The 19691-nt window shown below is 73.2% G+C and carries 16 protein-coding genes and 1 riboswitch; of the genes, 8 read left to right on the top strand and 8 right to left on the bottom strand.

What is annotated here, in order from left to right; translation table 11 throughout:
* Nucleotides 1–91: 91 nt before the first annotated feature.
* Nucleotides 92–484 carry an SCO5389 family protein gene (locus ACZ6O5_RS01815; RefSeq protein ID WP_431932569.1) on the top strand — a complete coding sequence of 131 codons (393 nt, stop codon included), beginning with the start codon at nt 92–94 and terminating at the stop codon, nt 482–484.
* Between the two features lie 74 nt (nt 485–558).
* Here ACZ6O5_RS01815 and ACZ6O5_RS01810 read toward each other — a convergent pair whose 3' ends face one another.
* A complete protein-coding gene (locus ACZ6O5_RS01810; RefSeq protein WP_465974013.1) occupies nt 559–1140 on the bottom strand; it encodes a TetR/AcrR family transcriptional regulator in 582 nt (193 codons plus the stop codon).
* A gap of 68 nt (nt 1141–1208) precedes the next feature.
* Between ACZ6O5_RS01810 and ACZ6O5_RS01805 the strand changes: the two genes are divergently transcribed.
* The 7 genes from ACZ6O5_RS01805 to ACZ6O5_RS01775 all read left to right on the top strand — a co-directional run bounded on the left by ACZ6O5_RS01805 (nt 1209) and on the right by ACZ6O5_RS01775 (nt 11578).
* Nucleotides 1209–2222 (top strand): hypothetical protein, encoded by a 1014-nt coding sequence (locus ACZ6O5_RS01805; RefSeq protein WP_465974012.1) that lies wholly within the window; start codon nt 1209–1211, stop codon nt 2220–2222.
* A gap of 60 nt (nt 2223–2282) precedes the next feature.
* Nucleotides 2283–3506, top strand: coding sequence for a cytochrome P450 (locus ACZ6O5_RS01800; protein ID WP_465974011.1), 1224 nt, complete (start codon nt 2283–2285; stop codon nt 3504–3506).
* Nucleotides 3507–3598: 92 nt separating this feature from the next.
* The gene (locus ACZ6O5_RS01795; RefSeq protein ID WP_465974010.1) at nt 3599–4795 is read left to right on the top strand and encodes an alpha/beta hydrolase family protein; all 1197 of its coding nucleotides are present in this window, start codon (nt 3599–3601) and stop codon (nt 4793–4795) included.
* A 146-nt stretch (nt 4796–4941) separates the two neighbouring features.
* A riboswitch (cobalamin riboswitch) is annotated at nt 4942–5150 on the top strand.
* Nucleotides 5151–5272: 122 nt separating this feature from the next.
* Complete coding sequence (locus tag ACZ6O5_RS01790; RefSeq protein WP_465974009.1) at nt 5273–7654, top strand: ribonucleoside-diphosphate reductase subunit alpha; 2382 nt, start codon at nt 5273–5275, stop codon at nt 7652–7654.
* 5 nt (nt 7655–7659) lie between these two features.
* Nucleotides 7660–8673 carry a ribonucleotide-diphosphate reductase subunit beta gene (locus tag ACZ6O5_RS01785; protein ID WP_465974008.1) on the top strand — a complete coding sequence of 338 codons (1014 nt, stop codon included), beginning with the start codon at nt 7660–7662 and terminating at the stop codon, nt 8671–8673.
* A 149-nt stretch (nt 8674–8822) separates the two neighbouring features.
* The gene (locus ACZ6O5_RS01780; RefSeq protein WP_465974007.1) at nt 8823–11057 is read left to right on the top strand and encodes a hypothetical protein; all 2235 of its coding nucleotides are present in this window, start codon (nt 8823–8825) and stop codon (nt 11055–11057) included.
* Nucleotides 11051–11578: a hypothetical protein gene (locus ACZ6O5_RS01775; protein WP_465974006.1), complete on the top strand. Its 528-nt coding sequence runs from the start codon at nt 11051–11053 to the stop codon at nt 11576–11578. The genes ACZ6O5_RS01780 and ACZ6O5_RS01775 overlap by 7 nt, the downstream gene beginning before the upstream one ends.
* On the opposite strand, the gene ACZ6O5_RS01770 is transcribed toward ACZ6O5_RS01775, so the two are convergent.
* The 7 genes from ACZ6O5_RS01770 to ACZ6O5_RS01740 all read right to left on the bottom strand — a co-directional run bounded on the left by ACZ6O5_RS01770 (nt 11575) and on the right by ACZ6O5_RS01740 (nt 19665).
* The gene (locus tag ACZ6O5_RS01770) at nt 11575–12339 is read right to left on the bottom strand and encodes a helix-turn-helix transcriptional regulator (RefSeq protein WP_465974005.1); all 765 of its coding nucleotides are present in this window, start codon (nt 12337–12339) and stop codon (nt 11575–11577) included. The two genes, ACZ6O5_RS01775 and ACZ6O5_RS01770, sit on opposite strands and share 4 nt — an antisense overlap.
* 129 nt (nt 12340–12468) lie before the next feature.
* Nucleotides 12469–13470 (bottom strand): hypothetical protein, encoded by a 1002-nt coding sequence (locus ACZ6O5_RS01765; protein WP_396774720.1) that lies wholly within the window; start codon nt 13468–13470, stop codon nt 12469–12471.
* A gap of 265 nt (nt 13471–13735) precedes the next feature.
* Nucleotides 13736–14656: an ROK family protein gene (locus ACZ6O5_RS01760; protein WP_465974004.1), complete on the bottom strand. Its 921-nt coding sequence runs from the start codon at nt 14654–14656 to the stop codon at nt 13736–13738.
* Nucleotides 14653–16104: a lyase family protein gene (locus ACZ6O5_RS01755; RefSeq protein WP_465974003.1), complete on the bottom strand. Its 1452-nt coding sequence runs from the start codon at nt 16102–16104 to the stop codon at nt 14653–14655. Before ACZ6O5_RS01755 ends, ACZ6O5_RS01760 begins: the two co-directional genes overlap by 4 nt.
* Nucleotides 16101–17072, bottom strand: a complete 972-nt coding sequence (locus tag ACZ6O5_RS01750) for an amidohydrolase family protein (RefSeq protein WP_465974002.1) — start codon at nt 17070–17072, stop codon at nt 16101–16103. The genes ACZ6O5_RS01755 and ACZ6O5_RS01750 overlap by 4 nt, the downstream gene beginning before the upstream one ends.
* The gene (locus tag ACZ6O5_RS01745; RefSeq protein WP_465974001.1) at nt 17069–17887 is read right to left on the bottom strand and encodes a creatininase family protein; all 819 of its coding nucleotides are present in this window, start codon (nt 17885–17887) and stop codon (nt 17069–17071) included. The genes ACZ6O5_RS01750 and ACZ6O5_RS01745 overlap by 4 nt, the downstream gene beginning before the upstream one ends.
* Nucleotides 17884–19665: an ABC transporter permease gene (locus ACZ6O5_RS01740; RefSeq protein WP_465974000.1), complete on the bottom strand. Its 1782-nt coding sequence runs from the start codon at nt 19663–19665 to the stop codon at nt 17884–17886. The genes ACZ6O5_RS01745 and ACZ6O5_RS01740 overlap by 4 nt, the downstream gene beginning before the upstream one ends.
* Nucleotides 19666–19691 lie beyond the last annotated feature (26 nt).

Genomic DNA, 19691 nt, shown 5'->3' with positions numbered 1-19691 from the left:
GTGGCGGTGCTTGACCGGTGGTGACCCGCCGTGATGTGCTCACCACGTCAGCTTTATGGAAACGATTGTCGTTTCCGGAAGTGGAGGAGACATGTCGCTCACCGTGCCGCCCGCCCTGCTCCGCGCCGCCGAGTCCGGCCCCGTCGACGAGGAGGCGTTCGTCGCCTGCGTCCGCGACTCCCTGCCGTACGCCTGGGAGACCGTCAGCCGGGTGGTCGCCGACCTGGCGACGTCCGACGCCGACTTCACCGACAACGTCGTCCCGCCGCCGGGCGAGACCGAGCGCGGGCAACTGCTGCGCGCGCTGGCCAGCGACGCGATCCGCGCCGGTCTGGAACGTCACTTCGGGGTGCGGCTGGCGTTCCAGAACTGTCACCGGGTGGCCGCGTTCCGGCCGTCCGCCGCCGGCTCCGAGGCGTACCGCCGGTTCACCTCCAGCCGGGGCCAACTGCTGAACCAGTCCCCGACGCTGCGCAACTGCTGACCCACGCGCCGCGCGACGGGTCGGCGCGTGACGCCGGCCCGCCGCCGGCCACCCCCGGTGGGGACAGCGCCGGGTCAGCCGTGGCCGCGCACCAGGGGCAGGAACACCTCGTCCACGATCTCGACAAGCACCTCGTCGGGGACCGAGGGGATGCCGCGCATCGCGTACTCGGCGCGGAGCAGCATCATCGGCGCCGTCGCCACCCGGGGCCGGGCGGCCGCCGCCGGCGCCTCGCCCCGGGCCGCGGCCCGTTCCAGCATCCCGAGCCACGCGCGGTCCATGGTGTCCGCCCCGGACCGCTCCCGCATCAGGGTGAGCAGCTCCGGGTCGTCGGCCGCGGCGGCGAGCAGGCCGCGCAGGATCGTCCCGTGCGGCGAGGACCACGTCTCGTTGGCCCGCCGGAGCATCTCCAGCGCGTCGCCGCGCAACGTCCCGGTGTCCGGGCTCGGCATGGCGGCGTCGGACAGGTGGCGGTACGCCGCGATGCCCAGCGCCGCCCGGTGCGGCCACCGGCGGTAGATGGCGTTCTTGTTGGTGCCGGCACGGGCGGCGACCCGGTCCATCGTCATCCCCGAGTATCCGGATTCGCGCAGTTCCGCCGCGGCGGCGTGCAGGATCGCCCGCTCCAGTTCCTCGCCCCGGCGCCTCGTACCCATGGCTTGCAGGGTACTCGACGTACCCTGTAGGGTACGCGGCGTACCTTACGAACGGGGAGGAACGCGAGATGCGCGTCTTCGGCATGAACTACGACACCGGCTTCGTCAGCGCCGGGTCCACCACCCACGAACCCTTCGACCCGGAGACCGTACGGCGCGACCTGCGGGTCATCCGGGACGAGCTGCACTGCGACGCGGTGCGGATCACCGGCGGCGTCCAGGACCGACTGGAGCTGACCGCGCGCCTGGCGGCCGAGACGGGACTGGAGGTGTGGTACTGCCCGTTCACCAACGGCCTGGACCGCGCCGGGCTCATGGCGTTCCTGCTCGACGGCGCCGAACGGGCCGAACGGCTGCGACGCGAGGGCGCCACCGTCGTCTACCTCACCGGCTCCGAGATCTCCATGTTCACCGAGGGCTTCCTGCCCGGCCGCGACCTGACCGAGCGACTGGCGCTGTTCACCGATCCGATGCGGATGCGGGAGGCGGTCCCGGCCGCGCGGGCCGCCGTGCGCGACTTCTTCGCCGACGCGGTTCCGGCGGTGCGCGAGCGGTTCGGCGGCCCGGTCGGATACGCCTCGATCCCGCTCGAAGGCGTCGACTGGACGCCGTTCGACATCATCGCGAGCGACGCCGGCTATCGCGACGCCACGAACGCGGCGGCGTTTCCGCAGAGCCTCGCGGCGGCGGTGGGCCAGGGCAAGCCGTACGCCGCCACGGAGTTCGGCTGCTGCACGTACCGGGGCGCCGCCGACGTCGCGGGCGCGACGGAACCGGTGACCTACGACGAGCACGGCCGGGCGGCGAAGCTCACCGCGACGCTGGAGCGCGACGAGGAGGGCCAGGCCCGCTACCTCGTCGACCTGCTGCGCGACTACGAGGCGGGCGGGGTGGAGGCGGCGTTCGTCTACACGTTCGCGAACCGGCACCTGCCCACCACCGGGGACCCGGAGCACGACTTCGACCTGGCGGCCCGGGGCATCGTGCGCGTGCTGCCGGACGGCTCGTGGACACCCAAGGCCGCCTTCCACGCCCTCGCCGGGTACGGCCGCGCCCGCGCGTCGAGCCGGTCGGCCGGCTAGGCGTCATCCGGCCCCGACGGCGGGCCCCCGCCGCCGGGGCCGAACTGGCACTGTGGACGGATGACGGACATCGACGCCCGCCTGCCCCACCCCTTCTACCAGGACGCCGACGGCGTCAACCGGCCGCCCGGCCCGCGCAAGCACCCCGACTACGCCCGGTTCGCCGCCGGCTCTCCGGTGGTGCCCATCGTCCGCCGGGTCGGCGGCGAACCGGTTCCGGCGCTGCTGATCTGCCGGTACGCCGACGTGCGCGAGGTGCTGCGCCGGCAGGACGTCTTCTCCCGGGCCGCCGCCGCGTACGCCGACGAGGTCGACGTGTCCGGCACCATGCTCGGCATGGACGGGGCCGAGCACGCCCGGGTGCGCGGCACCGTGAAGGACGCGTTCACCCGGCCGGCCGTCGACGGGCTGCGCGACGCGGTCCGGACCGCGGCGCAGGAGCGGCTCACCGCGATGGTGGGCCGGGGCGCTCCGGCGGACCTGGTCCGCGACTTCGCCGTCCCGTTCGCGCTGGACGTGATCTGCGACCTGCTCGGCCTGCCGGCCCACGACCGGATGCGGTTCCGCCGGTGGGGCGACATGTTCCTCGGCGCCGGCGACCTGAGCCGCGAGGAGGCGGCCCGGTCCGCCGAGGAGATGGGCGGCTACCTGTGGGAGCAGCTCGAGCAGCGACGCGGCCGACCCGGCGACGACCTGCTCGGCCGGATCGCGACCGCCGCCGCCGACCAGCCGGTGGACGTCCAGATCAAGCTGCCGATCTCTCTCGTGGTGGGTGGCTGGGAGACCACGGCCAGCTCGATCGCCACGTTCGTCCACGTGCTCCAGACCGAGCCGTACGGGCCGGCCGGCACCGGCTGGGCGTATCTCGTCGCGCACCCCGAGCGGCTGGACGCGGCGGTCGCCGAGTTGGAGCGGCTGCACTCCACCGCGAACGGCGACGAGATGCCGCGGCGGGTGATGGCGGACGTGACGCTGCCCAGCGGCGCCCGACTGGCGGCGGGCGACATCGTGGTCCCCTCGCACGACGCCGCCAACCGCGACCCGGCGGTGTTCCCGGACCCGGAACGGATGGACTTCGACCGCGCGCCCACGCCGCACCTGTCCTTCGGGCACGGCGCGCACTACTGCATCGGGGCCCACCTGGGCGCGCTGGAGGTCCGCACCGCGCTCGCCCTGCTGCTGCGGGAACTGCCCGGCCTGCGCCTCGCGGTGCCGCCGGACGAGGTGCCGTGGAAGCCGGGGCACGCCATCCTCGGCCCGATCGGGCTGCCGGTCACCTGGTAGGCGCGGCACCCGGCCGTCGACCAGGGCATGCGCTTGCATCTATACACCCGGTATATATACTGAGTGAATAAAGCTGCCGAGGAGGATCACCGATGACCGAGACATCCGTCCCCGAACACGGCATGACCCGCCGCACCCTGGTCCGGGCAGCGTTGGCGGTGGGAGCCGGCGCGTCGGTCGGCGTCGCCGGCCGCGCGCCGGCGGCCACGGCCCAACCGGGCCCGACCCGGCTCACCCTGCCCACACCCACCGGACCCCACCCGGTCGGCACCGTTGCGCTGCACCTGGTCGACCGGTCGCAACCGGAGCCCCTCGCCGGGCCGGGACGGTATCGGGAGCTGATGGTCAACGTCTGGTATCCGGCCCGGGACGTGTGGCGGCACCCCCGCGCCGAGTGGATGACCGCCGCGTCGCTACGTGCGCTGCTGGGGTCCACCGGGTTCGACCCCGACGCGGTGCTGGCGCCGCTGACCGCCGGTCACGAGGGCGCGCCGGTGCGACGCGCCGCCCGTCGACTGCCGGTGGTGGTCTACTCGCACGGCGCGGGCAGCCACCGATCGGACACCACCATCGTGGTCCAGGAACTCGCCAGCCACGGATACGCGGTGGTCACGGTGGACCACACGTACGACGGGCCCAGCGAGTTCCCGGACGGCCGGGTGACCGTCCGGGAGGACGACTACGACGCGACGCCCTGGACCTACACCCGCGACGTGCGGTTCGTGCTGGACCAGATCGCCGTCCTCGCCGCCGGCGGCAACCCGGACGTCGACCGTCGGCCGCTCCCGACCGGGCTGTGCACGGCGCTGGACCCGCACCGGATCGGCATGTTCGGCTGGTCGAAGGGGGGCACCGCGACCGCGCTCACCATGGGCACCGACCAGCGGGTACGCGCCGGGCTGAGCCTAGACGGCCCGATGCTGTCCCAGCCGCGGCCCACCGGCCTGGACCGGCCGTTCATGCTGATGACGGCGGAGTACACCCGCGTCGCGGAGCCCGCCGTCGCCGAGTTCTGGTCGCACCTGCACGGCTGGCGGCTCAACGTCCAGGCCGCCGGCGCGCTCCACCAGTCGTACGGCGACAACCAGTGGCTGGTGCCGCAACTGGCCCGGGTGATCGGGATGAGCGACGCGGAGCTGACCGGCTGGATCGGCACCCTCGACCCCGCCCGCGCGGTACGCATCCAACAGGCGTACCCGTTGGCCTTCTTCGACCTGCACCTGCGGCACCGGGGTCACCTGCTGCGCGGCCCGAGCCGCTCCTTCCCCGAGGTGTCCTTCGTGGCCTGAGCCGATCGGTGGGCGGCTGTGTTAGGCGGGGCCCCCTCCTCTACCGGAGGCGTTAACAAGGGGCCCCGCCTTCACCCCCAGAGGTGAGATGCAGGCGACACGCCCGACGCGACATCTGGTGTTGCCTACCGGGCATAACCGCCATATATGGTGTCCCCGCAGCTGGTTCGGCGGCGTCTGGAAGGCGCGGCCGAGGCAAGAGGGAACCCGGTGGAAGTCCGGGACTGCCCCGCAGCGGTGAGTGGGAACGACCGCCGTCATCAGCACTGGGCCACCGGCCTGGGAAGCGACGGCCAGTAGGCGACCTCGTGTCACGCCCGCGAGTCCGAAGACCTGCCAGCGCGCCGTGCGCCGCCGCGCGCGGCGGTCGACGGTCGCGCGGGACGACCGACGCCAGCAGCCGGGCCGGTCCTGCGTGCCGTGCCCGTTGGCGTTCTCCCGCCGGCCGAGACCATCGGTGACAGCGAGGGAGAGGTCATGACGGTCGTGCGGGAGAGTAGGCGGTCCGGTGCCACCGGGCCGGAGCAGCGCCGGCTGGCGATGCGGGTCCGCAAGCGGGACGGCGACACCGAGCCGGTCGACGTCAACCGGATCGTCCGGGCGGTCGAGCGCTGGGGCGCCGACCTGGACGAGGTCGATCCGCTGCGGGTCGCCACCCGGACCATCAGCGGGCTCTACGACGGGGCGAGCACCGCGGAGCTGGACCGGTTGTCGATCCAGACCGCGGCGGAGCTGATCGGCGAGGAGCCGCAGTACTCCCGGTTGGCGGCCCGGCTGCTGGCCGCGTACGTGGACGAGGAGGTCCGTGGGCAGCAGGTGACGCGCTTCAGCGAGTCGATCGGGTACGCGCACGGGCTGGGGCTGGTCGGTGACGACACCGCCGCGTTCGTGGCCCGCCACGCCGACGAGCTGGACGACGCCGTGGACCCGGCCGGTGACCTGCGGTTCGAGTACTTCGGACTGCGTACGGTGGCGGACCGTTACCTGTTGCGGCACCCGGAGTCGCGGCTGGTGGTGGAGACGCCGCAGTACTGGCTGCTGCGGGTGGCCTGCGGGCTGTCGCACACCCCGGCCGAGGCGGTCGGTCTCTACCGGCTGATGTCCAGCCTGGCCTACCTGCCCAGCTCCCCCACGCTGTTCAACTCGGGCACCCGGCACACCCAGATGTCGTCGTGCTTCCTGGTGGACTCGCCCCGCGACGAGTTGGACTCCATCTACGAGCGCTACCACCAGGTCGCTAAGCTGTCGAAGTTCTCCGGCGGCATCGGCATCTCCTGGTCCCGGGTGCGCGGCCGGGGCGCGCTGATCCGGGGCACGAACGGGCGGTCGAACGGCATCGTGCCGTTCCTCAAGACGCTCGACGCCGGGGTGGCGGCGGTGAACCAGGGCGGCCGGCGCAAGGGCGCGGCCTGCGTCTACCTGGAGCCGTGGCACCCGGACGTGGAGGAGTTCCTGGAGCTGCGGGACAACACCGGCGAGGAGTCCCGGCGGACCCACAACCTCAACCTGGCCAACTGGATCCCGGACGAGTTCATGCGCCGGGTCGAGGCGGACGAGGACTGGTCGCTGATCGACCCGTCCGACGCGCCGGAACTGCCCGACCTGTACGGCGAGGCGTTCGACGCCGCGTACCGGGCGGCCGAGAAGAAGGCGGTCCGTACGGTCCGGGCCCGTGACCTGTACGGGCGGATGATGCGCACGCTCGCGCAGACCGGCAACGGGTGGATGACGTTCAAGGACGCCGCGAACCGGCTGTCCAACCAGACCGGCGAGCCGGGCAACGTCATCCACCTGTCCAACCTGTGCACCGAGATCCTGGAGGTCAACGACGACGCCGAGACCGCGGTGTGCAACCTCGGTTCGGTGAACCTCGGCGCGCACGTCACCGCCGACGGGGTCGACTGGGAGAAGCTGCGGGCCACCGTGCGCACCGCGGTGGTGTTCCTGGACCGGGTGATCGACATCAACTACTACCCGGCCGCGCAGGCGGCGGCGTCGAATCCGCGCTGGCGGCCGGTCGGGCTCGGGCTGATGGGCCTCCAGGACGCGTTGTTCACGCTGCGCCTGCCGTTCGACTCACCGGCGGCGCGGGAGCTGTCCACCCGGGTGCAGGAGGAGATCCTGCTGACCGCGCTGGAGACCTCCGCCGGGCTGGCCGAACGGTTCGGGCCGCATCCGGCGTACCCACGGACCCGGGCCGCGAAGGGCGACCTGCATCCGGACCTGTGGGGCGCGACGCCGACCCAGGTCGACAGGTGGGCGGCGGTGCGGGCCCGGATCGCCGCGTACGGGCTGCGCAACTCGCTGCTGGTGGCCATCGCGCCGACGGCCACCATCGCCTCGATCGCCGGCTGCTACGAGTGCGTCGAGCCGCAGGTGTCGAACCTGTTCAAGCGGGAGACCATGTCCGGCGAGTTCCTCCAGGTCAACACGTACCTGGTGCGGGAGCTGAAGGCGCGTGGGCTGTGGACGGCGCAGGTCCGCGACCGGATCAAGCGGGCCGAGGGCTCGGTGCAGGGCGTCACCGAGCTGCCCGCCGAGGTGCGGGAGCTGTTCCGGACCGCGTGGGAGCTGCCGCAGCGGGCGCTGATCGACCTGGCCGCCGCGCGGGCGCCCTACGTCGACCAGTCGCAGTCGCTGAACCTGTTCATGGGCGCGCCGACCATCGGCAAGCTCTCCTCGATGTACCGGTACGCCTGGCGGTCCGGTTTGAAGACCACCTACTACCTGCGGTCGCGTCCGGCGACCCGGATCCAGCAGGCCACCGTGGCGCCGGTGCTCACCCCGGTGCCCGCCCGCGACGACGAGGCGCTCGCCTGCTCCCTGGAGAACCCCGAGAGCTGCGAGGCCTGCCAGTGACCACGATGCCCGAGACCCGCCCGATGCTGCTCGACCCGGGCATGGACCTGACCCTGCGGCCGATGCGCTACCCGCACTTCTTCGACCGGTTCCGCGACGCCATCCGCAACACCTGGACCGTCGAGGAGGTGGACCTGCACGCCGACCTGGCCGACCTGGAGCGGCTCTCGCCGGCCGAGCGGCACCTGGTGTCCCGGCTGGTCGCGTTCTTCGCCACCGGCGACACCATCGTCGCCAACAACCTGGTGCTCAACCTCTACCAGCACGTCAACTCGCCGGAGGGGCGGCTCTACCTGTCCCGCCAGCTCTTCGAGGAGGCGGTGCACGTCCAGTTCTACCTGAACCTGCTGGACACGTACGTGCCTGACGAACGGGAGCGGTTCGCCGCGTTCGCGGCGGTGGAGAACATCCCGTCGATCGCCCGCAAGGCGGAGTTCTGCTTCCGCTGGATCGACTCGATCCACGAGCTGCGGGAGCTGCGCACCCGCTCCGACCGGCGGGCGTTCCTGCTCAACCTCATCTGCTTCGCCGCGTGCATCGAGGGGCTGTTCTTCTACGGCGCGTTCGCCTACGTCTACTTCCTGCGGTCCCGGGGGCTGCTCAACGGGTTGGCCTCCGGCACCAACTGGGTGTTCCGGGACGAGTCGATGCACATGGCGTTCGCGTTCGACGTGGTGGAGACCGTCCGCGCCGAGGAGCCGGAGCTGTTCGACGCCGAGTTGGAACGGCAGGTCCGGGACATGCTCGCCGAGGCGGTGGAGTGCGAGGCGCAGTTCGCCGAGGATCTGCTCGACCAGGGCGTCTCCGGGATGTCGCCGGCCGACATGCGGCAGTACCTGCAACACGTGGCGGACCGGCGGCTGGCGGCGCTGGGCCTCGCGCCGACGTACGGCAGCGGCAACCCGTTCGCGTTCATGGAGTTGCAGGACGTGCAGGAGCTGTCGAACTTCTTCGAGCGGCGGGTGTCGGCGTACCAGGTCGGGGTGACCGGCAGCGTCACGTTCGACGACGACTTCTGACCCCGCGACCCGTCCCGGCCGCCGTCCACGGCCGGGACGGGACCGTCCCGGATACGCGCATGCGCGTATCGCCCGCGGCGCCCCCGATCCGCACAGTTGTCTGCGCCGATCCCCACCCGGGGCGTCGGCGGACGAGGGGGAACCGCACCATGAAACGGATACGTCGACGGCTGCGGCCGTTGCTGGCCGCGGCACTGGCCACGGTGGTCGGAGTGGCGTTCGCCGCCGCGCTGCCGGCCGCGCCGGCCGCGGCGAGTTACGGCTCCACGGTCACCGTCACGGCCGACGAGATGCACACCACGGAGTGCCTGGACCGGGTCTGGCTGGTCGTCTGCGACCCGCCGGAGCTGTTCGGCGTCGCGATCATCACGCAGGACGACGGCCAGCAGCAACGCTGTGAGATGGCGCTGCCGGCGACCGCCGGCACGGACATCGTCGGCGCCCGCACGGTCTGCGCCGGGCGGTCGGTCACCGGCAACTTCCGGGTCAACTTCGAGCTGTGGGAGGACGACTCCACCGAGGGCGGCAGCCGCGAGCAGGCCGACCTCAACCCGGGCACGGCGAAGGACTGGGCCACCACGAACCTGCTCGGCGGCCGGGCCGGGGTGTCCCGGTGGACCACCAGCGGCGGGCCGTCCCGGGCGATCTTCACGGTGACGGTCGCGGCCCGACCGACGAGCATCGCCATCTCGTCGCCGTCGCCGACCGGCACGCCGCGCGAGTTCGACCCGCGGCTCGGCGAGCGGCTGATGATCAGCGGATCGCTGTCGGTGCCGTCGGCGCTGCGGTTCACCGTCACCTCGCAGGCGACCGGGGCGTCGATCGTGCTGGCCGAGGCGCCGTTCTACGGCGGCGCGTTCAACATCGACTGGGACGGCCGCTGGTCCGACGGGTCGTACGCGGCCGTGGGCGGGTACACGATCACGGTGGTCGATCCGGTCGACGCCGGCTCGGCACGGACCACCCAGGCCCGGGTCATCCAGCGGGTCGGGCTGGCGTTCACCGGCATGACCAGCCAGCCGGCCATGAACTGGCAGTACCGTAGCGGCCCGATCGTGGTGAGCGCGGTGGCGACGGCCGCCGGCACGTTCCGGATGCGGGTGCTGCGCGGCGGCGTCGAGGTGTTCCGCAGCGCCGACCAGCGCCGCGCCGCCGGCCCGATCTCGTTCTCCTGGACCGGCCGGCACGCCGACGGCTCCTGGGCCACGCCCGGCAGCTACGTGTTCACGCTGGAGGGCACCGCCGACGACGGGCGGGCGTTCCCGGCCACCTCCCGTACCGTGCCGGTCAGCGACCCGCCGCCCGGCCTGGAGGTGTACGCGCTGGCCGAGCCGGGCGTCCCGGCGGTCAACCCGCAGGCGGTGCCCGGCACGTCGATCCGCGCCAAGGTGGTCGCCACCGACCACACCGCCCGGCCGGCGGCCCGGATCACCGTGGAGATGAGCCCGGCCGGCTGGATCGGACGCCCGGTGACGCTCGCGCCCCGCGTGGTGAGGACCTGCGAGCAGACCGACGAGTGCCAGGCGGTGATCCCGGCGGACATCCTGGCCGGCGCGGCGGTCGCCTACCGGGTCACCGCCAGCGAGGCGGACGGGGTGCCGGAGGCACGCACCGCGACGGCGGACTGGCGGATCACCGACCTGAACCCGCCGGCGCCGTCGCAGACGCCGGAGGTGACCCTGGTGCCGCTGTGGCGGGCCAGCGTGCCGGCGGTGGTGGACGGGACCGGGCGGGTGAACACCCGGCCGCTGAACCAGAGCATCGACGTGGCGTACGCGCCGGGCACCGGCTACGACACCACCACGCTGGACGGCGCGCGGCAGTTCGGCAACGCGGTGGACGACAACGCGTGGCAGTTGCTGGGCATCCGGTCGCGGGTGTTCCCCAGCTCGATCGGCACGCACTGGTCGCAGGTGGGGATCTGGGTGCAGAACGTGCCGGTCGAGGTGACGGTCAGCCCGGACGGCGACGCGTTGTGCCGGCGCGGCGCGTTCAGCCCGGTCAGCTTCGCCGAGACCAACGGCGTGCTGCACACCGTCAACTGCCGGGACAACGCCTCCGGCTCGGTGTTCAGCGCCGACTCACCGATCGTGGGCTGGCACGAGCTGCACCACAGCGCCTACCACGAGGGCGACGAGTACTGCTGCGACGGCGGCTACTGGTACGGCGAGGGCAAGAACACCTACCACTCGTTGACGGACTGCCGGCGGGGCGGGTCGGACGCGGGCACCTGCAACGAGATCACCGACGGCGTGACCCCGACCGGCTGGTGGCGCAGCGACGGCCCGATGGCCGACGTCATGATCGACAACTCGGTCGAGCGGGCCGACGACATCCGGGCCGCCGAGGCGACCTTCGCACGATGCGGGAGAGGGCAATGCTGAACCGACGTCTCCGTACCCTGGTGGTGGCCGCGCTGGCGCTGCCGTTCCTGGGCGCCGTGGCGGTCGCCTCGCAGGCCGCGCCGACGGCGGCCGGCGCGGCGCCGGTGGTGCCGGCGCCGACCGTCGACCCGGCGAACCCGACCACCGGCACCCACCTGCGGCTCGGGCTGCGCGTGTCGGCGCGGGCCGCCACCCCGACCCTGCTGGAGATCGACCGGGGCTTCCCCTCGTCGCTGCGCGACTCCGGCGGGCCGTTCCAGCTCGTGGTGCGCGACGCCGCCGGGTCGGTGCTGGACACGCTGGCGCTCGACGACCCGCTCGCGGTCCGGGTGTACGACAGCAAGCGCAACGCGCACGACACGCCCCGGGTCAAGGAGGCGGACGTGGTCGTGGACCTGCCGGTCGCCGACACCGCGGCCGTGGTGGACGTGATCCTGGCCGACCGGCGGGTCGGCCAGATCGAGATCGGGTCGCTGATCCGGGCCTGCCAGGGCGCGCCGCTGCCCTGCGCCACCATCTAGGACCGCCGGCCGGGCACCTCCAGGATGCCGAGTTCGACCGCCTTCATGACGGTGGCGACCGGCCCGGAGGTGCCCAGCTTGCGGTGCACGTGTTCCAGGTGCTTGCGGACCGTGCCGGCGGCCAGGCCCAGTCGGCGGGCGGTGGCCGGCACGGTCAGCCCGTCGGCGACGCCGCGGAGCACCTCCACCTCCCGCCCGGTGAGCGTCGCGCCGCCGGGGAGGGCGACGCCGGCGGGCAGGCAGGCCCGCCGGTGCACCGGGATCAGCGCCGGTTGCAGGCGGGTGAGCAGGTCCATCTCGCGCGCGTCGAAGGCGCGGTCGCGGTTGAACTGGTACCAGCTCAGCACCGGGGTGGGCGCGACCACCAGGGTGACGGTGTGCGCGCCGATGCCACGCGGGGCGAGCACCTCGCGGTAGAGCGCGTGCTGCCGCCACTGCCGCTCCGACAGCACGTCGGTCACCTGCGCCGGCTCCCCCGGGTACCGGTGCGAGCGGCGGACCGTCGGCGCGAACAGCGGATGGTCGGTCACCTGGTGGTGCATCCGGTGGACCAGCGCCCGGTCCACCGGACGGTCGGCGGCGAGGTCGGGCAGGCGCAGCGTGGCCAGGTCGAGTTCGGCGTAGGTGGACAGCTCGCTGTCGAGCCGGCGGGCGACGGCGGCCAGCACGGTGTCGACGAGCGCGGCGCCGCGCAGCGCCCCGATCCCGGTCGCCATCTCGCGTATCCACGCCTGGTCCGCCGCGGCGGTGGGAAGCGTCACGAGCGGCACCCTAGGAGCCGGCCCGCCATCCTCACGTCGCCAACCCGACACCCGTCACCTTCCCAACAGGAAAGGAGGGGGCCCCGCTCAACGCCTGCTGCGTAAGCGGGGCCCCCGGTTAACACCTGCCTACTTGAGGAAGCGGTCGAGCGCCGCCTCCATGGTGCCGCTGTCCGGCGCCGCGTACGACCTCATCGTCACCTTGTTGTAGGAGATGAAGCTCGGGCAGCGGGCGGCCGGCGCGGTCACGGTGCCGCCGTCGCCGATCTTCTCGCCGGTCTTGGCCGCGTGGAACGTCAGCGTGTACCGCGAGGAGATGTAGTCGACCGTGACGGCCTTGCCGTCGCTGGCCTTGTACTGGCACTTCTTCGGCGTGCCCTCGCTGCCGTCGACCATCTTGAGGCAGCCGATCACCGACACGGTGGCGAAGTCCGCCGACTTGGCGTAGTACGGCTTCTCCGAGCTGAAGGACTTCTGCGACCAGTACGACGGCCGGTCCGGGGAGTTCGAGAAGACGTACGCCTTCGCGTTCGCCGGGGTGGTGTACGGGGCGGCGTTGAGGATCGCCCCGCCGTCGCAGACCGCGGACATCTCGCTGGAGTAGCGGGCGGTCAGCGCGTCGTTGTTGGACGGCTCGTCCGGCCCGGTCGACTCCGGCCCGGACTGGCTCGGGACGGGCGTCGAGGCGCCGGGCCCGGGAGTCGCGCTGCCGGACGCGATCGGCGTCGGGTCGTCCTTGTCGTCCCCACCGAACGCGACGTAGGCGAGCCCACCGCCGCAGCACAGCAGCGTGAGCGTCACCGCGCCGGCGGCGAGGCCGACGATCAGCCCCTTCTTCGACTTGGCCGGCGGCGGGACCGGCGCGAACGGCGCCGGCGGGGGATAGCCGGGCTGCCCCTGGTACGGCGCACCCGGCTGGGCGCCGAACGGCGCACCGGAGGCCGGCTGCGTGCCGTAGGGCGCGCCGGACGCGGGCGGCGTGCCGTACGGGGCACCCGACGCCGGCTGCTGGCCGTAGGGCGCGCCGGAGGCCGGCTGCTGGCCGTAGGGCGCGTTGGGGTCGGGCTGGTTGCCCCACGCTCCGGCGTTCGGGTCCGGATAACCTCCGTAGGGAGGGTGATTGTCACTCATCTGAGGTTCTTCCACCTGTCGTCCGTGGTTCCGGCGATCAACCACCCCGCAGCGTAATGACGGGTGCAAATCCGCGATCACCGAAATTCGATCGGTCTTCACCACCGGTGCCGGGTCGATTCCGGTGCGTGCCCGGCGCGGCGCGTGATGCGTCCGGTGACCGTACCCCACCAGGCCGGATCCGTTGCGGCACAACGGATGTCGGCATCGGGGCCGGTCACCGGAGGTATACAAAAATGTGACACACGCTACATCGGTAAAGCGCTCAGTGTGGGACGGGCACCGTGTCCCGGGCCAACGCCAGCGCGCCGTACAACGCCGAGTCGTCGGCGAAGCGGGAACGCACCACGTCGGGCGGGTGCGGCAGCGCCTCGGTCAGCCGGTCGACGAGCATCCGCCGGATCACCGCGCTGCGCGTCACGCCGCCGACCAGCACGATCCGCTGCGGATCGAGCAGCAGGCAGCAGGTCACCAGCGTCCGGGCCGCCTCGTCGACGCGGGCGGCCAGCGCGTCGCGCGCCGCGCCCGGCGCCTCGGCAGCGGCGGTGAGGCCGGCCGCCCCGTCCGGCACGCCGAGGTCGGCGGCGAGCCGGTCCAGCGCCCGGCCGGAGAAGTCCAGCTCCAGCATCGTCCCCGGCCAGGGCGCGCCGGCCACCGCGTACCCGATCTCGCCGGCCGCGCCGCGATGGCCCGGCAGCACCGCGCCGCCGACCGTCACGGCCGCCGCGATCCCGGTGCCGATGCCCACCACCAGCCCGGGGTCGACGCCGCGCAGCGCGCCCAGCCGCAGCTCGGCCAGCGCGGCGGCGTTCAGGTCGTTGTCCACCGCGACCCGGGGCACGTCCAGCGCGTCGCGGACCGCGTCGGCCAGCCGCAGCCGTTCCCAGCCGGGCACGTTGGGCGCCAGGTCGATGCCGTCCGGGCGGACCACGCCGGGCGACGCCACGCCCGCGGCGGCGAGTGGGCCGCCGACCTCGCCGACCAGGTCACCGGCGAGCTTCAGCGCCCGGGACAGCGCCTGGGGCGCGCCCTGCTCGGCGTGCGTGGGCACCCGCCGGTGGGCCAGCAGCCGGCCGTCGGCGTCGGACACCCCGACCGCCATCTTCGTGCCGCCGAAGTCGATGCCGAGCAGCAGCCCCGCCGTGCGCGTGCCGGTGACGGACGGATCGGACAGTCGCACGGTCACCGCGCCCCCAGCTCGGCGGCCACGGCGTCCAGGATGTCGTCCGCCTGGCGCAGCAAACCCCGTACGGCGCTCAGCCGGTCGGCGACCGGGTCGAGCGCGGCGGAGAGCACCCCCACCTGGGTACGGACCGCGCGGGCGCCCGGCCCGTCGGCCTGCGCCCGCTGGAGCACCAGCTCCGGCCGGACCGCGGCGGCGATGAGGTCGGCGACCGCGGCGTCGTCGAGCGCACCGGTGATCCCGTCGGCGGCGGCGCGGACACCGTCCGGGGTCCAGGTGTCCGGTCCGCCGTCGCGCACCAGCCGGCCGACGAGCGAGTGCGCGGCCCGGAACGGCACGCCGTGGCGGGTCAACGCGTCCGCCGCCGCGGTGGTGGTCGCGCCGGAGGCGACGATCTCCGCCCGGCTGGGCGGGCTCAGCGGGGCGATCTCGGCGAGGAAGCCGCCGACCAGCGTGAAGAACCGCTCGGCCCGGTCGTTGCTCTCCCAGAGCCGCACCTGCACGTCGGTGGTGGCGTTGTTGGAGTCCTCCCACCAGGCGGCGCCCACGTTGTTGAGCACCGACGCGGCGTCCGCCGCGGCCTGCCCGGCGTACGAGACGAGGTGCTCCAGCACCACCGGGTTGCGCTTCTGCGGCATGATGCTGCTGCCCTGGGTGAAGTCCCCCGGCGTGGTGACCCACTGCCAGCTCAGCCAGTCCATCAGCGTGCGGGCCAGCCGGGCGCCGCTGGCCAGCGCCCGCGCGTTGAGCGTGCCGACCCGGACCAGGTGGTCGGCGCCGGCCACGGCCTCGTACGAGTTGGTGACCAGGCCGGCGAAGCCGAGCAGCTCGGCCACCCGGGCCGGGTCGATGTCCAGGTCGGTGCCGGCGAACGCGCAGGAGCCCAGCGGCGAGACGTTGAGCTGGTCGATCACGTCGGCGTACGCGGCGGCCTGGTTGACCAGCGCCTCGGCGTAGCCGGCCAGCGCGTGCCCGATGGTGGTGGGCTGGGCCGGCCGGCGGTGGGTGTAGCCGGTGATGACCACGTCGGCGTACCGGTCGGCCTGGGCCAGCGCGGTGCGACCGGTGTCCAGCACCCGCTGGAGCACCTCGACGAGCTGGTCGCGCAGCAGCATCCGGAACACGCCGGCGTCCAGGTCGTTGCGGCTGCGGGCGAGCTGCACGTCCAGCTCGGAGGTGGGGATGCCGCACGCCGCCGCGAGCCGCTTCTCCAGCAGGTAGTAGGTGTCCTCGAAGCTGCCGTCGTACGCCGGCAGGGCGGTGGTGTCGGCGCGCAGCTCGGCCAGGCCGCGCAGCAGCCGGGCCCCCCGGTCGGCGGGGATCAGCCGCTGCTCGGTCAGCATCACCACGTGCGCCTGGCTGGCGCGCACCATGGCCGGGTAGAGGTGCCCGACGTGGTGGTCGTAGGTCGGGGCCAGGTGGTGGCGCTGGTAGGTGGTCAGCGTGCTCATCGGGTTTCCTTCCGGTTCGCGGTCAGGCCGAGCAGCCGCTCGGCGTTCCCGGCGAAGATCGCGCGCAGGTGGTCCTCGGGCAGGCCCAGCTCGTGGCAGACGCGGAGCTGGTCGTCGAGGTAGCGGGTGACGTAGCCGCGCGGGAACCAGGACGAGTCGCTGCCGTAGACGATGCGCTGCGGGCCGATCGTCTCGTAGCAGCGGCGGAACAGGTCCTCCAGCGTGAGCCGGTACGGCATCCAGCGCACCCACTGGTTCGAGCCGGACGTGTCGATGGAGATGTTGGGGCAGCCCCAGGCGGCGAAGAACAGCTCCTGCACGTGCTGGACGCCGAAGTGCGGCACCACCACGTTCAGCTCGGGGAACCGGCGGGCCATCCGGACCAGCTCGTCCGGGCCGCCGTACCGGCCGACGGACAGACCGCCGGCGCTGCCGTAGTGACCGATGTGGATCAGCACCGGCACGCCGAGACGCTGGGCGGTGGCCCAGAGCGGATCGAGGTCGGCGTGGTCGAGCGGACCGCGCAGCAGCGGCGCGAACAGCTTCAGCCCGCGCAGCCCCCGCTCGGTGACCGCACGCTCCAGCTCGGCCGCCGCGGCTGCGCCGTAGGGGTCGTGGTGGGCGAGGCCGAGCAGCAGGTCGGGATGGCGGTCGACCACGTCGGCGAGCGCGTCGTTGCCGCCGCCGGTGACGAAGACCGCCCGGCGCACCCGCACCGCGCGCAGCTCCTCGGCCCACCGGTCCGCCTCGTCCTGCCAGCGTTCGGCGGGCGGCTCCGGGTCGGGGAAGCTCCAGGCCCGGCGCCACTGCCGGGCGTACGGCGCGGAGCCGGCGGCCCGCACCTCGCGTTCGTGCGTGCCGCCCGGGTGCATCCCGGCCGCGTCCTCGCAGGCGTGGATCGTCTCGTCGGCGCCGATGCGGAAGTGCAGGTGGAAGTCGACGACGTCCAGTCCCCGGTCGACTGTCACACGTCCTCCTGAGGCAGCGGGTCGGCGGTGGGCGGGGCCGGCAGCGGGGCGGCCACCCAGGCGGCCACGATCTCGCGCAGCCGCGCGCCGGCCGTGGCGCGCACCGTCCGGCCGGCCTGCTCGGTGGCCCGCGACACGTGCCCGGACCAGCCCTGCCACGGGTCGGGCCGCGACTCGACGAGCACGTACGGGTGGGGCACCGGCAGCTTCGGGCGCGGCGGCAGGTCGGTGGCGGCGTCCAGGCGTACCGTCTGCGGCGCGAAGCCGAGCACGCCGGACGTCTCGTACGCGCCGCCGTGCCCGCGGGCGACCACGTCGCCGTAGAGCGCGCCGGTCTCCGCCGGGGTGACCAGTTGGAACCAGTTGACCAGCAGCAGGCTGGCGGTGCGCCGCCCGGAGACCCACTCCATGGCGGCCCGCACGGTGGACATGTTGGCGTCGTGGCCGTTGACCACCAGCAGCCGGGGGAAACCGGCCGCCACGATGCCCTCGATCACGTCGGCGAGGTAGCCGACCGCGATCTCCGGCCGGATCGCCACCGTGCCGGGCCAGGGGCGGGTCTGGCCGGGGCAGGCCGCGTACGCGACCGGCGGGAACAGCACGCCGCGCGGGCCGGGCCCGGGCGCGGCGCTCTCGCCGGCGAAGCCCTCGGCGAGGATGAGGTCGGCGCCGAGCGGCAGGTGCGGCCCGTGCCACTCGACGGCGCCGACCGGCAGCACCGCGAAGTCGGCCGCCGCCACGACGTCGGCCAGTTCGCCGCCGGGGATCTCGGCGGCGGGCAGCAGCCCGCCGCCGGCCGGCCACAGATCGGTCACGCCGTCCACTTCGTCGCCTCCCGGGCGGCCCGGCCGCCGTTCTGCAAGCGGCCGGAGACCACCATCACCACGAAGATCAACACAACCTGGAGCATGCCGTACGCGGCGGCGGTGCCGACCTCGAACGAGTACATCCGGTTGTTGATCTCCACCGAGATCGGCGCGGTCTCCGACGTGTAGATGAGCACCGAGGCGACGAACTCGCCGACGCCGTTGACGAACGCGAGCAGCGCGCCGGCCAGCACGCCCGGCAGCATCAGCCGCAGCGTGACGGTGCCGAACGCCCGCGTCCAGGACGCGCCGAGGTTGCGGGCGGCCTCCTCCAGCGACGGGTCGAGCTGGGCCAGCGTGGCCGAGCTGGACCGGAACACCAGCGGCAGGAACCGCACGAAGTACGCCAGCGGCATGATCCAGAACGTGCCGATCAGCACCTGACCGAAACTGAACGCGTTGCCGGTGCTGAACGCCGAGATCAGGTTGATCGCCACCACCGTGCCGGGCAGCGCCCAGGCCAGCATGACCGCGACGTCGAGCAGGCCACGCCCGCGGAAGTCGAGCCGGCGCACCGCGTACGCGATGAGCACGCCGACCACGACGCAGCCGACGGTCGCGAGCAGGCTCATCTGGAGCGAGTTGACGATCGGCCGGTACGCGTCCGGGTCGGAGAAGATGGTGACGAAGTTCTGCGTGGTGTAGCCGGACGGGATCACCTCGGTGGTCCACGTCCCGTCCTCGGAGAACGCCACCAGCGCGATGGTCGCCACCGGAGCGAGCAGCACCACCACGGCGAGCAGCGAGGCGGCCAGCGCCAGCCAGCGGGCGAACGGGTTGGTCAGCTCGCGGCGGTGGCTGGCCACGCCCTTGGACTGGGAGCGGTAGCTGCGCCGCCCCTCGTACCAGCGCATGCCGAGCAGGAACAGCACCGAGACGACCGCGAGCACCGACGCGTAGGTCGAGGCCATCGGCAGGTCACCGTTGGTGCGGTTGATGTAGATCTGCATGGTCATGGTGCGGTCCACCCCGAACAGCAGCGGAGCGGTGTACGACGCCAGCGACGTCATGAAGACCAGCAGCGAGGCGGAGACCAGCGCCGGGGTGAGCATCGGCAGCAGCACGGTCCGCCACACCCGCACCCGGCCGGCGCCCAGGTTGTAGGCGGCCTCCTCCACCGACGGGTCCATGCCCATCAGCGCGGCGGACGTGGCCAGGTAGAAGAACGGGTACATGGTGAACGTGTGCACCACCAGCACGCCGGCGATGCCGCTGAACGGCAGCACCGGGTTCTCGGTGCCGAGGAGCTGTTGCAGCGCCCGGGGCAGGATGCCGGTCTCGCTGTAGAGGAGCTGGAACGAGATCGCCCCGATCAGCGGCGGCAGCGCCGCCGGCACCAGGATGATCGCCTCGATGAGCCGGCGGCCGGGGAACGAGAACCGCTTCAGCAGGAACGCCATGGCCACGCCGACGACGCCGCACAGGAACACGCTCGCGGCGGAGATCATCAGCGAGGTGAGCAGCGCGGAGCGGGCCACGCCGTCGCCGGTGAGGAAGCTGGCCCAGTTCTCCGGGCCGTCCACGCCGACGCTCTCGCCGAACGTGGCGAGCATCGGCTGCACCACGTAGCCGAAGAGGATCAGGACCAGCGGGAACACCAGGAGGTACGGGAACCAGCGCGAGTTGGCGTTGAGCTGCGGGCGGCGGGACCGCCGGCCCGGGGGCGTGGGGTCCTCGGTGATCGGCGGGACGGTGGCCGCGCTCGGGGTCGCGGGGATGGTACTCACAGCGTCACCTCAGTTCGCGACTGCGG

The organism is Micromonospora sp. NPDC049201, assembly GCF_055586805.1.
Note: the sequence above shows the minus strand (reverse complement) of the source record. Positions and strands in the feature narration are given on the sequence as shown.

What these genes read in the sequence shown, in the direction of transcription:
- ACZ6O5_RS01785 (WP_465974008.1), top strand. Translation starts at nt 7,660, where the DNA reads ATGCCCGAGACCCGCCCGATGCTGCTCGACCCGGGCATGGACCTGACC.
- ACZ6O5_RS01780 (WP_465974007.1), top strand. Translation starts at nt 8,823, where the DNA reads ATGAAACGGATACGTCGACGGCTGCGGCCGTTGCTGGCCGCGGCACTG.
- ACZ6O5_RS01795 (WP_465974010.1), top strand. Translation starts at nt 3,599, where the DNA reads ATGACCGAGACATCCGTCCCCGAACACGGCATGACCCGCCGCACCCTG.
- ACZ6O5_RS01790 (WP_465974009.1), top strand. Translation starts at nt 5,273, where the DNA reads ATGACGGTCGTGCGGGAGAGTAGGCGGTCCGGTGCCACCGGGCCGGAG.
- ACZ6O5_RS01765 (WP_396774720.1), bottom strand. Translation starts at nt 13,470, where the DNA reads ATGAGTGACAATCACCCTCCCTACGGAGGTTATCCGGACCCGAACGCC.
- ACZ6O5_RS01755 (WP_465974003.1), bottom strand. Translation starts at nt 16,104, where the DNA reads ATGAGCACGCTGACCACCTACCAGCGCCACCACCTGGCCCCGACCTAC.
- ACZ6O5_RS01800 (WP_465974011.1), top strand. Translation starts at nt 2,283, where the DNA reads ATGACGGACATCGACGCCCGCCTGCCCCACCCCTTCTACCAGGACGCC.
- ACZ6O5_RS01815 (WP_431932569.1), top strand. Translation starts at nt 92, where the DNA reads ATGTCGCTCACCGTGCCGCCCGCCCTGCTCCGCGCCGCCGAGTCCGGC.
- ACZ6O5_RS01805 (WP_465974012.1), top strand. Translation starts at nt 1,209, where the DNA reads ATGCGCGTCTTCGGCATGAACTACGACACCGGCTTCGTCAGCGCCGGG.
- ACZ6O5_RS01810 (WP_465974013.1), bottom strand. Translation starts at nt 1,140, where the DNA reads ATGGGTACGAGGCGCCGGGGCGAGGAACTGGAGCGGGCGATCCTGCAC.
- ACZ6O5_RS01775 (WP_465974006.1), top strand. Translation starts at nt 11,051, where the DNA reads ATGCTGAACCGACGTCTCCGTACCCTGGTGGTGGCCGCGCTGGCGCTG.